10 protein-coding genes are annotated in these 12,394 nt (G+C 69.4%); 6 read left to right on the top strand and 4 right to left on the bottom strand.

Annotated elements, in window-relative coordinates; genetic code table 11:
* Nucleotides 1–214: 214 nt before the first annotated feature.
* The 5 genes from BLV57_RS19070 to BLV57_RS19050 all read left to right on the top strand — a co-directional run bounded on the left by BLV57_RS19070 (nt 215) and on the right by BLV57_RS19050 (nt 7,631).
* Nucleotides 215–1,537: an ABC transporter substrate-binding protein gene (locus BLV57_RS19070; protein ID WP_091290523.1), complete on the top strand. Its 1,323-nt coding sequence runs from the start codon at nt 215–217 to the stop codon at nt 1,535–1,537.
* A 7-nt stretch (nt 1,538–1,544) separates the two neighbouring features.
* On the top strand, nt 1,545–2,501 hold the full coding sequence (locus tag BLV57_RS19065) for a carbohydrate ABC transporter permease (RefSeq protein WP_091290521.1): 957 nt from the start codon (nt 1,545–1,547) through the stop codon (nt 2,499–2,501).
* Complete coding sequence (locus tag BLV57_RS19060; protein ID WP_091290519.1) at nt 2,494–3,333, top strand: carbohydrate ABC transporter permease; 840 nt, start codon at nt 2,494–2,496, stop codon at nt 3,331–3,333. Before BLV57_RS19065 ends, BLV57_RS19060 begins: the two co-directional genes overlap by 8 nt.
* 46 nt (nt 3,334–3,379) lie before the next feature.
* The gene (locus BLV57_RS19055) at nt 3,380–4,720 is read left to right on the top strand and encodes a GH1 family beta-glucosidase (protein WP_091290517.1); all 1,341 of its coding nucleotides are present in this window, start codon (nt 3,380–3,382) and stop codon (nt 4,718–4,720) included.
* A gap of 166 nt (nt 4,721–4,886) precedes the next feature.
* Nucleotides 4,887–7,631: an AfsR/SARP family transcriptional regulator gene (locus BLV57_RS19050; protein ID WP_245757398.1), complete on the top strand. Its 2,745-nt coding sequence runs from the start codon at nt 4,887–4,889 to the stop codon at nt 7,629–7,631.
* Between the two features lies 1 nt (nt 7,632).
* On the opposite strand, the gene BLV57_RS19045 is transcribed toward BLV57_RS19050, so the two are convergent.
* The 3 genes from BLV57_RS19045 to BLV57_RS19035 form a co-directional block, all read right to left on the bottom strand.
* On the bottom strand, nt 7,633–8,142 hold the full coding sequence (locus BLV57_RS19045) for a hypothetical protein (protein ID WP_176968704.1): 510 nt from the start codon (nt 8,140–8,142) through the stop codon (nt 7,633–7,635).
* Nucleotides 8,143–8,212: 70 nt separating this feature from the next.
* Nucleotides 8,213–9,037 carry a GAF domain-containing protein gene (locus tag BLV57_RS19040; protein ID WP_176968703.1) on the bottom strand — a complete coding sequence of 275 codons (825 nt, stop codon included), beginning with the start codon at nt 9,035–9,037 and terminating at the stop codon, nt 8,213–8,215.
* A gap of 93 nt (nt 9,038–9,130) precedes the next feature.
* Nucleotides 9,131–10,351: an oxygenase MpaB family protein gene (locus BLV57_RS19035; RefSeq protein ID WP_091290513.1), complete on the bottom strand. Its 1,221-nt coding sequence runs from the start codon at nt 10,349–10,351 to the stop codon at nt 9,131–9,133.
* Between the two features lie 72 nt (nt 10,352–10,423).
* On the opposite strand from BLV57_RS19035, the gene BLV57_RS19030 reads away from it, so the two are divergent.
* Entirely contained in the window at nt 10,424–11,077 is a 654-nt protein-coding gene (locus BLV57_RS19030) for a TetR/AcrR family transcriptional regulator (protein WP_091290512.1), read from the top strand.
* On the opposite strand, the gene BLV57_RS19025 is transcribed toward BLV57_RS19030, so the two are convergent.
* On the bottom strand, nt 11,070–12,326 hold the full coding sequence (locus BLV57_RS19025; protein WP_091290511.1) for a cation:proton antiporter: 1,257 nt from the start codon (nt 12,324–12,326) through the stop codon (nt 11,070–11,072). The two genes, BLV57_RS19030 and BLV57_RS19025, sit on opposite strands and share 8 nt — an antisense overlap.
* Nucleotides 12,327–12,394 lie beyond the last annotated feature (68 nt).

Here is a 12,394-nt window from a genome sequence, read left to right as displayed (position 1 = left end):
TTGAATCGTCGCAGGGCGTGCACAGTTCCCCGTTCGCGCCCGGTCATCAGCCCGCCTTCCGCCATTCGCCGACCTTACTTCGCGCCCTGAACAAAGTCATGTCGCGTCCTCTTGACGATTCGGCGTACCGCGCGTTAAATCACGCCTTAAAATAAGGCATGGTCTGGATCGCATGTGCTCCATGGCCGTCCACTCACCCCCAAGGGACCTGAAGATGCGAATCGGAAAGATCGCCCCGGCGCTGGCCATGGCGCTGGTCGTGGCGACCACCGCGGCCTGTGGTGGCGGCAGCGGCGACGGCTCGGCCGCCGGCGGCCCCAAGGAGCTCACCTACTGGGCCTCGAACCAGGGCACCAGCCTCGACAACGACAAGGCCATCCTGCAGCCGGAGCTCGACAAGTTCGAGAAGGCCTCGGGCATCAAGGTCAAGGTCGAGGTCGTCCCGTGGACGGACCTGCTCAACCGGATCCTCGCCGCCACCACCTCCGGCCAGGGCCCCGACGTGCTCAACATCGGCAACACCTGGTCGGCGTCGCTGCAGGCCACCGGCGCGTTCGTGCCCTTCGACGACGCCGCGCTCGAGAAGGTCGGCGGCAAGGCCCGCTTCCTCGGCCCGTCGCTCGCCGCGACCGGCGCGCAGGGCCAGCCGCCCGTCGGCGTCCCGCTCTACGGCCAGGCGTACGGCCTCTACTACAACAAGAAGCTCTTCGCCGACGCCGGCATCACCAGCCCGCCCGCGACCTGGGAGGAGCTGATCGCCGACGGCAAGAAGCTGACCGACCCGGCCAAGGGCCAGTGGGGCATGTCGCTGCAGGCCGGTCAGGTCACCGAGAACAGCCACCACGCGGCGATACTCGGCGCGCAGCAGGGCGCGACCTTCTTCGGCAAGGACGGCAAGCCGCAGCTCGCCTCCGACCAGGCGGTCGCCGCGGTCCAGCAGCACATCGACCTGATGCAGAAGGACAAGATCGTCAACCCGTCGAACGCGGAGTACGCCGACACCGCCAAGTCGCTCAAGGACCTGGCCGACGGCAAGGCCGCGATGTTCATGAACCAGGCCTCCGAGGGCTCGTTCAAGAACATCGGCGCCGACCTGTCCAACATCGGTGTCGCGCCGATCCCGCTGCCCGCCACCCCGCCGCCCGGCGGCCGCAAGGTGACCAGCTTCGTCGCGGGCATCAACCTCTCGGTCTTCCAGAACACCAAGAACAAGGATGCCGCGCTGGACTTCGTGAAGTTCATGCTCTCGGCGCCCGAGCAGGCGATCCTGAACAACGCCTACGGCTCGCTGCCGACCGTCCAGGACGCCTACAGCGACCCGAAGTTCCAGACCTCGGACGTGAAGGTGTTCCAGAACGTGCTGGCCAACACCGCCGAGCCGATGCCGCAGGTCCCGCAGGAGTCGCAGTTCGAGACGCTGATCGGCACCGCCATGAAGGCCATGTTCGCCGACGTCGCCGCCGGGAAGCCGGTCGACGCCGCGAAGATCAAGTCCCAGCTCACCCAGGCCGACCAGCAGATCGCGGCCGGGAACTGAACCTGAGATGGCCATCGCTGTGAAGGACGCCCCGGCCGTGGAAGCGGCCGGGGCCCGCGAGCCGGGCAGCCGGTGGGCGAAGCGCCGCAAGATCGGCCTGCCCTATCTGCTCCTGCTGCCCGCGTTGCTGCTCGAACTGCTCATCCACGTGATCCCGATGCTGGTCGGGATCGGGATGAGTTTCCTCAAGCTGACTCAGTACTTCATCCGGAACTGGTCGGCCGCCCCCAACGCGGGGCTGGACAACTACAAGTTCGTCCTCGACTTCGACAGCGCCGCGGGCAAGGCGCTGCTGCACTCGTTCTGGGTCACCGTGCTGTACACGGTGCTGGTGGTCGGGCTCTGCTGGCTGTTCGGCACCTCGGCCGCCGTGCTGATGCAGCGGTCGTTCCGCGGCAGGGGGCTGCTGCGGACGCTGTTCCTGGTGCCGTACGCGTTGCCGATGTACGCCGCGGTCATCACCTGGTCGTTCATGTTCCAGCGGGACACCGGGGTGGTGAACAGCGTGCTGGGCACCCATTCGTTCTGGCTGATCGGCGACAACAGCTTCTGGTCGCTGGTGATCGTCTCGGTCTGGCGCAACTGGCCGTTCGCGTTCCTGATCATCATGGCCGGCCTGCAGAACATCCCCGGCGAGCTGTACGAGGCCGCCGAGATCGACGGCGCGAGCTGGTGGCGTCAGGTGCGGGCGATCACCCAGCCGATGCTGCGCCCGGTCAACCAGGTGCTGCTGCTCGTGCTGTTCCTGTGGACCTTCAACGACTTCAACACGCCGTACGTGCTGTTCGGCAAGTCCGCGCCGCAAGAGGCTTCGCTGATTTCGATCCACATCTATCAAAGCTCGTTCAAGACCTGGAACTTCGGGCTCGGCTCGGCCATGTCGGTGCTGCTGTTGTTGTTCCTGCTGGTGGTCAGCGCGCTGTATCTCGGTGTGGCCGCGCGAAGGAGGAAAGCAAGTGTCTGAACCTCGCTGGCTTCCTTGGGTCCGAAGGCTCGTGCTCGGCTTCCTCGCGCTGTTCACGTTGCTGCCGCTCTACGTGATGGTCTCGTCGTCGCTCAAGCCGCTCGGCGACGTGCAGGGCAAGTGGGAGTGGATCCCGTCGACCATCACCATCCAGCCGTTCCTCGACATCTGGAAGACCATCCCGCTCGCGAAGTACTTCGTGAACAGCCTGGTCATCGCGGGGCTGTCGACGATCTTCTCGGTGCTGATCGCGATCTTCGCCGCCTACGCGATCAACCGGTACAAGTTCCGCGGCCGGTCGTTCTTCTCGATGACCGTGCTGTCGACGCAGATGTTCCCCGGCATTCTCTTCCTGCTGCCGCTGTTCCTGATCTTCGTCAGCATCGGCAACACCACCGGGATCGTCCTCTACGGCTCGCGTCTCGGCTTGATCCTGACGTACCTGACCTTCTCGCTGCCGTTCGCCATCTGGATGCTCGCCGGGTACTTCGACTCGATCCCGAAGGAACTCGACGAGGCCGCGATGGTCGACGGCAACGGCCCGCTCGGCGCGCTGCTCAGGGTCGTCATCCCGGCGGCCGTGCCCGGCATCGTCGCCGTTTCGATCTACTCGTTCATGACCGCGTGGGGTGAGGTCCTGTTCGCCTCGGTCATGACCGATTCCGACACGAGAACGCTCGCCGTCGGCCTGCAGGAGTACTCGACACAGGTCCAGGTCTATTGGAACCAGGTGATGGCCGCGAGCCTGATCGTCTCGGTGCCGATCGTCGCCGGATTCCTGTTGTTCCAGCGCTTCCTGGTCGCCGGGCTCACCGCGGGCGCCGTCAAATAAGCCGCCGTTCCACCCGCTCCTGCCCATTCTCTAAGTGAGGTCTGTCTTGAACCCCGCTCTTCCCTCGGATTTCCTGTGGGGCGCGGCCACCGCCGCGTACCAGGTCGAAGGCGCCGTCGGCGCGGACGGCCGCGGCCGGTCCATCTGGGACGACTTCTGCCTGGTCCCGGGAGCCATCGACAACGGCGACACCGGCGACGTCGTCTGCGACCACTACCGGCGCTGGCCGGAAGACCTGGCGATCATGAAGCAGCTCGGCCTGGACGCCTACCGGTTCTCGATCGCGTGGCCGCGGGTGATCCCCGGCGGCCGCGGTCCGGTCAACGCGCTCGGTCTCGACCACTACGACCGCTTCACCGACGCGCTGCTCGAGGCCGGGATCCGGCCGTTCGTCACGCTGTTCCACTGGGACCTGCCGTCGGAGCTGCAGGCGGCGGGCGGCTGGCCCGCGCGCGACACCGCCTACGCCTACGCCGAATACGCGGCCGTGGTCGCGGCCCGCCTCGGCGACCGCGTGCGCGACTGGAACACGGTCAACGAGCCGCTGTGCTCGGCGTGGATCGGGTACCTGGAAGGCCGTTTCGCTCCGGGCGTGCAGGATCTGCGCCAGGCCGTCGACGCGTCGCACCATCTGCTTTTGGCGCACGGCCTCGGTGTCGAAGCCATTCGCGCCAACGCCCAGCAGCCCGCGAACATCGGCCTGGTCGTCAACCTGTCCGGCATCGAACCGGCGTCCTCGCGCGACGAGGACATCGCGGCGGCCGTGCGGATGGACGGGCACGTCAACCGCTGGTGGCTCGACCCGTCCAACGGCCGCGGCTACCCGGCCGACATGATCGACGTCTACGGCATCGAGCCGCCAGTGGTCGGCAACGACCTCGAGATCATCGCGGCCCCGACCGACTTCCACGGCCTGAACTACTACTTCCGCCAGCTCGTCGAGGACGACCCGGCGGGCCCGGCGCCGTACGCGCGCCAGGTGCCGGTGGAGGGTGCGGCCACCACCGCGATGGGCTGGGAGATCTACGGCCAGGGCCTCGCCGACCTGATCCACCGCCTCCGCGACGAGTACGGCTCGCAGGCCATCTACATCACCGAAAGCGGCGCGGCGTTCGACGACAAGGTCGCCGAAGACGGTGCGGTGATCGACACCGACCGGATCGCCTACCTGGACGAGCACCTGACCGCGGTCGCGGGCGCGGTCGCCGACGGCGCGCCGGTGAAGGGCTATTTCGCCTGGTCGCTGCTGGACAACTTCGAGTGGGCGAACGGTCTCGACAAGCGCTTCGGCCTGGTCCGGGTGGACTTCGACACCCAGGTCCGCACGGTCAAGGCGAGCGGCCAGTACTACGCCGACCTGATCGCCGAGCACCGCGCCCGCCGCTGACGGGTCGGCGAGAAACAAGGGCGGCCCTTGTCACGCTAGAGGTGACAAGGGCCGCCCTTGTCACGTCCAGCGCGCTTCGGTCCGGTCCGACGTTTGTGAAACTCTGCCCATCAAGGCGATCCTCGCGTTAAGGTCCGGCGGGGCTTTCGTCGGAACGAGGTGGCGGATGCGGGACCGTGAGGTGCGTTTCAGGCTGCTGGGGCCGCTCACCGTGACCGTCGGCGGGGAGCGGATCCCGCTGGGCGGGACGAAGGAGCGGGTGCTGCTGGCGCATCTGCTGCTCAACGCGAACCGGCCGGTCTCGCCCGGGCAGCTGATCGAAACGCTGTGGCCGAGCGAACCGCCGACTTCGGCCACCGCGAACCTGCAGACCTACGTGTGGCGGTTGCGCCGCAGGCTGCCCGAGGCCGTCGGCCGCCACGGGACCGGCTATTCGCTGACCGTCGACCGCGACGACGTCGACGCGCATCGGTTCGCCAGGCTGACCGAGGACGCCGCGCGGGCGGCCAAGGAGGGGGCGCCGGAGCGGGCGCTGGAGTTGCTGGACGAGGCAGAGGCGTTGTGGCGCGGTGATCCGCTCGAAGACCTGCCCGCCGCGCCCGCGTGGGACGCCGAACTCGGCAGGCTGGTCGAAAACCGCCTCGCGGCCGTCGAGGAACGGCTTTCGTTGCAAGTCCGGCTCGGCAGGCATGACGCGTCGATCGCCGAGCTGATCGGGCTGCTGGCCGAGTATCCGTACCGCGAACGCCTGTGGCAGCAATACATGCTGGCACTCGACGGCGCCGGGCGTCGCGCCGACGCGCTCAAGGCCTACACGACCGCGCGGGACCGGCTGGTCACCGAACTCGGCGTCGAGCCGGGGCCGGAACTGCGTGCCGTGCAGGCGGCGATCCTGAGCGGGGGAACGGTCCGCCCCGCGCCGCTGAGACAGCTGCCCGCGGACATCCCGGACTTCACCGGCCGCGAGGACTACGTGCGCGAGCTGGAGTCGGCGTTGGGCGCGGACCGCGGCACGCCGCCGGTGGTCGTGCTGACCGGACCGCCCGGCACCGGCAAGACCGCGCTGGCCATGCGGGTCGCGCACCGGCTGGCGTCCCGTTTCCCGGACGGCCAGCTCTACGTCGACCTCGCCGCGACGGGGACGCCTCGCGAACCCGGCGACGTGCTCGCCGACTTCCTGCACGCGCTGGGGATCTCCGGCAAGGCCGTCCCGGCGGGGCTGGCGCAGCGCGCCGCGTTGTTCCGCTCGCGGCTCAGCGGCCGCCGGGTGCTGCTCGCGCTCGACGACGCGGCGACCGTGCAGCAGGTCAGGCCGTTGCTCCCGGCCAGCCCCGGCTGCGCCGTGCTGGTCACGATCCGAGGCAGGCTGCCCGAGCTCGCGGGCGCGAAACACGTTGAGCTGACCGTGTTCGACGAGCGGGAAGCCGGGCAGCTGCTCGCCGGGATCGCCGGAACCGAACGCGTCGAAGCCGAACCGGCCGAAGCCGCCGCGATCGTGCGGAGCTGCGGTTACCTGCCGCTGGCGATCCGGATCGCCGGTGCCAGGCTGGCCGGTCGCCAGGCGTGGAGCCTGCGGACGCTGCAGGACAGGCTGGCCGACGAGTCGAGCAGGCTGAGCGAGCTGAGGGTCGGCGATCTCGGCGTGCGGTCGAGTTTCGAGCTGAGCCTGCGGCAGCTGTCCGAAGCCGCGCGCACCGCGTTCTGCCGCTCGGCGCTGCTGGGCGCGCAGGACTTCCCGAGCTGGGTGATGGACGAGCTGCTCGACCGGCCCGCCGCGCATGACGTGCTCGACGTGCTCGTCGACGCGAACCTGTTGTCGCTCGTCGGCACCGACGTCGCCGGGCATCCGCGCTATCGCCTGCACGATCTGCTGCGCTGCTACGCGGCGGAATTGCTTGCGGCGCAACCACCTCAAGGCCAGGCGTTGGAGCGCGTGCTCACCGGGCTGCTGTCACTGGTGAAGACCGCGGCCGCCGCGCTGCCGTCGGCGTTCGGCGCGATGACCGGGCCCGCGCTCGGCAAGCGGCTCGACTCGGCCTTGGTGGGCGATCCACTCAGCTGGTTCACCGCCGAGCGCCAGCTGCTCGCGGCCGCGGTCCAACTCGCCGCCGACGCCGGGCTCGCGGAGCTGGCCTGGCAGCTCACCGCCGCCGCGGTCCCGTTCTACGACCTGCGCGGCGCCTACGACGACTGGGCACGCAGTCACCAGATCGCGCTGGAAGCGGTGGTGGCGGCCGGAAATCGCGTGGGCGAGGCGGTACTCGCGCGCGGTCTCGGGCAGGTCAGGCTCTACCACGACGAGTACCCCGAAGCCGAACGCGCGATGACCCGCGCGGCCGAATTGTTCGCCGAACTCGGCGACGTCCGGGGCGAAGCGCTCGCGGTGGCCGGGCTCGGCACGGTCGCGCGGGTGCGTGAGCGGCCGTCGGAGGCGCTGGCCTGCTACCGGCGGGCACTCGGCGGGCTGGACGAGCCGGGCGAGGTGGCGCAGATGCTCAACGCCATCGGCTCGACGCACATGCTGCTCGGCGAGTTCGCCGAAGCCGAGGACTGGCTCGGCCGTGCCCGTGAGCTCGCCGCCGAGATCGGCGACGCGCACCGCGAGGCGAAGGTGCTCACCGAACTGGGCACCCTGCACCGGGAAACAGGCCGCTTCCCGGAATCATTGGCCTGCCTGCGTCTCGCACTGTCCATTTTGGACGAGATCGGTGACGAGCGGTGCAGCGCCTACGCGCTGCTCGGCATCGGGCAGGCGCTGCTCGCCACCGGCGAACCGGTGCAGGCGCGCGGCGTGTGCGACCGCGCGCTGCGGGTGTTCCGCGAAACCGGGAACCGGCAGGGGGAGCGGACCGGTCTCGCGCTGCTCGAACAGGCGCAACGGCGGCGGAGTCCCTCCGCCGCCCGCACCTGAATCAGTTGCTGTTACCGGCTTTCCAGCCCTGGTAGCTGCCGAAGTAGCTCTGCCTCGCGTGGCCGATCCGGTGGTTGACGTTGGTCGCCCAGACGCCGCCGTTCCCGTCAGCGATCCCGACGTGGTAGTTCGCCGAGATCGCCCAGAACACGAAGGAACCCTTCGGCGGCGTGCCGGTCGTGTGCCGGGCGCCGTCGGACGAGGTCCAGTGCTCCTTCGCGGACGCGTGGTGGGTCGTGCGGTTCCACGACAGGCGCGCGGCGCGCTCGCAGTAGCCCTCGTACGCGGTGCTGCCGGTGCGGTCGGCGTACCACGCGATCGCCTGGGAAGCGGTCCGCGCCGCGGCCAGTTCCTCTGGCGAGTCGGTGATGACGGCGCTCGGGTCGGCGATGTCGGCGGCCGTGATCTCCGAGCGCGCGTCCGTCGCGGGTGCGGCGCCCGCGACGGTTCCGCCGCCGATCAGCAGCACCGTCGAAACCGCGGCCACCTGGCAAAGCTTCCTGATACGCATATGTCTCCCTCGGATCGCTGTGAACGAGGGAGAGCTTGGCGATGATCTCTACACCGCCACTACATCGCGCTCAGTCGTCGGGAAACCGGCCCGCGTGCTGGTGCAGGTCCTCCAAGGCGTCGAGCATCGCCGTGCGGTCGTACCAGTGGAGCCAAGCGCCCGCCTGATCGGCGATGGAGGCCAGCGCCCGGCGGGTGATGCGGCTGGGGCTGGAACCGGGACGGGGGTAGTGGACCGAGAAGACGCCGGCGCAGCGCGCCTCGGCCAGGATGGGAGTGCTTTCGACCGTGCGGACGCTGGCGGTGACGAGCGTTTCCACCGCGGGGTCGTCGAAGATGTCGCAGGTGGTGACGTCGGGGACGGCGACCGGTCGCCGGGTTTTCAAGGCGATCGCGCAGGCGGTGGCTTCACCCTCCACATGGGCGAAACGCTGGACGAACTCGGTGGAAAAGCCCCGTGCGTGGCGGAGATCCAGCCCGCCGCGGCCCAGCGAAACGGTCTGGATGTCACCGAGGCCGGTCTGCGCGTAGTCGGTCGCGGCGGCCAAGGCCGCGTCGAGGACGGCCAGTGGCCGGGTGGGGCCCGAGCCGCGCAAGAAATCGAGTGGCGGCGCGCTGCGCCAGACCCGGCCCGCGAACCAGGATCTGGCGTCCCAGCGGGGTTCGGGCGCGACGAGCAGCGCACGGGCCAGTGCGCGGGGGTCGCGGTCATGGCGGCGCGCGGCGATGATCAAGCCGCGCGTCGCCACTTCGGAGTCAGGCAGGCCGTAACGCGCCACCAGCACCCCGGCGGCCTGGCTCAGCGCCGCCCTGTCCAGCAGGCCGGACAAGGCGTCGCTGCTCAGGCGGGCCGAGGGACGCGCCACTTCGTTGAGATCCTCGGCCCGGTCAGTCACAGCGCACTTCATGATCGGACACCGGTACTCTCCTTCGGCCCAAGCGTCCGTTCCACTATCCGCGCCCGGACCCGGCCGGACAACCCCGGTGCGTCAGCCCGGGCGGTTGGTGTCGGGTATCTCGATGCTGATCGGCTTCGCCTCGCCGAGGTAGAACAGCATGAGCTTGCGGATGAGTTCGTCGAGTGTCCACGAGATCGGCGGCGCCAGCGGCCAGGTGATGAAGCCTTCGCGTACCCGCACCCAGAGCGGCAATCCGTTGTGCACCAACGGATCCCACACCGGCTCGCGGGGGATCTCGATCCAGTCGGACACCCGGTCGCCGAGCAGGTATCGGGTGAGCGAGTTGAGCAGCGCGCGCGTGACCGGCTGCCCGGGCCCGGTCGCTTCGCTGGCCATGTCCAGGAGGGTGTCGGCGAGCGAGATCCCCTCGGGCGTGGGCGCCAGCACCGGATCGAGCACCTGCGCGGATTGGGCGTACGCCGCCTCCCAGGTCGCGGGCACGTACTCGTCGCGGATGCCGAGCATGTGCGCGTTGACCTGCCACAAATGCAGGTATGCGGCGGATTCGGCGGCGGAGACGCGCACGCGCCAGTCGGTCAGCTTGCGCATGACCAAGGTCGGCAGGGTGTGCCAGGTGACCAGCATGTCGTTCTGGCTGATCGGGATCTGCCCGCCGGTATGGGGCCAGTGCGGGGATTGCGGCAGCAGATGCCGCACGGCCGCGTGCACCAGCCGCGTCTTCACCGAGCTGACGATGGCGTCGCCGTCGGGCTGGTAGGCGTTGAGCGCGTGGGCGTCCACCCCGAACTTGGTGGTCTTGGCGATGCGGTCCTTCATGTCCGCGCCGCCCTTGGAGTGGTAGACCGCGCGGGCTTCGGCCGGGATGGCGGTGCTCATCATCCCGCCGCCCAGCCCGTACACGAGGATGAGATAGGTCCCCTTGGCCTTGATGAAGTCGCCGACCCGGTCGAGTTTCGCCCGGTCGGCCCAGGCGGGCAGCTGCCGCGCCCGTTCCATGAACGCGCGCAGGTCCTCGGGCAGACCGGCGGGCAACGGCTGGTCATTGCGGGTCCACGTGCGCAACAGCGTGTTCACCCTCGGCACGTCGCCGCGGTCGAGTATCGACGCGAGCAGCGGATCGGCCTCCTCGTCCCACACCCAGCGGGGATCGGCGCCCGCGCCGGCTCCGGCCACCGAGCCGCTGGCGGGCCAGGTCCAGTGGGATTGCGCTTGAGCCGGCGTCGTCATGCCCAGCGCGCCGAGCGCCCCGCCGGTGATCATCAACATTTTGCGCCTGCTGAGTTCGTCCACGCCCTCAACTCCTCGTCGAGCTGATACGGTGATACAAGTCGCGTAATCGCGTATCATCAAGGAGAGCACACAATGGGCCGAGACACCACCCCCGGCTCCGACTCGGTGCTGGAGCGCGCTTTCGCCGAGGCGCTCGCCCAGGAACCGGGCGCCGACGAGACCACCGCGCGCATTCTCGACGGCGCCTACGAGCAGTTCCGCCGCATCGGCATTCGCCGCTCGACCATGGAGGACGTCGCCCGCCGCGCCGGCGTCTCGCGCATCACCGTCTACCGCCGCTTCACCACCAAGGACGCCTTGGTCGAGCAGGTGATCCGCCGCGAGTTTCGCCGCTACTTCAACGAGTTCCTGCTCGAGATCAAGCAAGCCGACACGGTGGCCGACCGGGTGGTGCTCGGCTTCACCAGCGCTCTGCGCGCCATCCGGGGCAACCCGCTGATCGGCGGCCTGATGGACATCGAACCCGACGTCGTCGTGCCGTCCATGATCAGCGACGGCGGCCAGACACTGGCCGCGGTCCAGCGCTTCGTCGCGAGCAGGCTCCGCCTCGAGCAGCGCGCGGGCACGGTTTCGCCCAAGGTGGACGTCGAAGTGGTGGCCGAGCTGATGGTCCGCCTGTCGTCGTCGTTCCTGGTCACCCCAAGCCAGGTGCTCGACCTCGACGACGACGCCCAGGTCCAGGCGCTGGCCCGGAAGTACTTGGTGCCGATGCTCTCGGTTACTTGACGGTCCCGAGGCGGCGGATGACCGTCTCCGAGCCCGCGCCGTGCAGCAGCACGCTGCCGATCACGCACAGCACGGTGGTCAGCAGGACCGTGTCGGCCGGGGTGCCGTCCGGCAGGCCGTTGAACGCGATCAGGCCGAACACGATGGTGGTCGTCCCGCGCGGCCCGAGCAGGCCGATCAGCAGCCGGTCGCGGCGGGGGAGCGGCGCGCCGAACAGCGACAGGAGCACCGGCACGAGCCGGAGCAGGGTGAGCGCGGCGACGCAGAACACGATGGCCTGCCAGCTGATCCCGAGCACGAACATCACCACGGCCGCGAGGCCGACGACGAACCACATGGTCATGGTCATCAGCGCGGTCACGTCCTCCAGCAACCCGAAGTCCCTGGTCAGCGCGGTCAGCGCGTGCCCGCGTTGCCCGGCGGGCGCGCGGTGGATCGCGCGCGCGACGAGCAGCCGGTGCACGTACCGGAACGCGATCCCGCACACGAACGACGTCACGAACCCGTTCCCGCCGAGCTGTACGGCCAGCGAGTAAGCCACCAGCGGGGTCAGCGCGACGGTGATCCGCCGCGTCTGGGCCGACGTCCAGCCCGCCCGGTCGGTCCGGTGCATCAGCCACGCGACCAGGCTGCCGAACGCGAGCCCGACCCCGATCGCGATCGCCGCCTGCGACACGGCCGTCCCGAGCGCGCCCAGCGGCGTCTTGGGGGCGTCCTCACCACTGCCCGCCAGCAGCAGCGCGAACACGAACACCGGCGTGACGATGCCGTCGTTGTAGCCGCCCTCGACGTTCAGCACACTGCGCACCCGCGCCGACAGCCGCCGATCACGCACGACCCCCTCACTCGGCGCGAAGTCGATCGGCATCACCACGCACGCGATGATCAGCAGCATCGTCCACGACAGATCCGGGAAGAGCAGCGCGCCCAGCAGCATCGCCGAGCCCAGGCTCAGCGGCAGCGCCAGCAGCAGCATCCGCCCGGCCACGCCCGGCGAGTTGCCCCACAGCCTGCCGCCGCGGATCTCGGTCGCGTCGACGAACAGCAGGAACGCCAGGATGATCTCGGCGACATGCTGCGCCACATCGGTGTTCAGCGCGGCGGCGACCGAGTCCTGGACGAGCAGTCCAATGAGGATTCCCCCGAGCACCATCATCGCCGGTGCCCCGAGATTCCAGCGCTGCAGCCGCAACGCCGCGAGCGAACGGACCATGGCCACCGCGGCGGCGGCGAGGACTGTGGGAATCATTCTCGGTCAACCTTCGGTGCGTCGCCGTGGCGACTGGGCGGCAAGATCCATCCCAACCTATCGGCTCA

This window comes from Amycolatopsis xylanica, from assembly GCF_900107045.1.
In the GTDB taxonomy this organism is placed as follows: Bacteria; Actinomycetota; Actinomycetes; order Mycobacteriales; family Pseudonocardiaceae; genus Amycolatopsis; species Amycolatopsis xylanica.
The sequence above is the reverse complement of the archived record's forward strand: the minus strand, read 5'-3'. Positions and strand labels throughout refer to the sequence as shown.

Coding starts and splice junctions, on each gene's coding strand:
- BLV57_RS19065 (WP_091290521.1), top strand. CDS start 1,545: ATGGCCATCGCTGTGAAGGACGCCCCGGCCGTGGAAGCGGCCGGGGCC.
- BLV57_RS19025 (WP_091290511.1), bottom strand. CDS start 12,326: ATGATTCCCACAGTCCTCGCCGCCGCCGCGGTGGCCATGGTCCGTTCG.
- BLV57_RS19070 (WP_091290523.1), top strand. CDS start 215: ATGCGAATCGGAAAGATCGCCCCGGCGCTGGCCATGGCGCTGGTCGTG.
- BLV57_RS19030 (WP_091290512.1), top strand. CDS start 10,424: ATGGGCCGAGACACCACCCCCGGCTCCGACTCGGTGCTGGAGCGCGCT.
- BLV57_RS19050 (WP_245757398.1), top strand. CDS start 4,887: ATGCGGGACCGTGAGGTGCGTTTCAGGCTGCTGGGGCCGCTCACCGTG.
- BLV57_RS19045 (WP_176968704.1), bottom strand. CDS start 8,142: ATGCGTATCAGGAAGCTTTGCCAGGTGGCCGCGGTTTCGACGGTGCTG.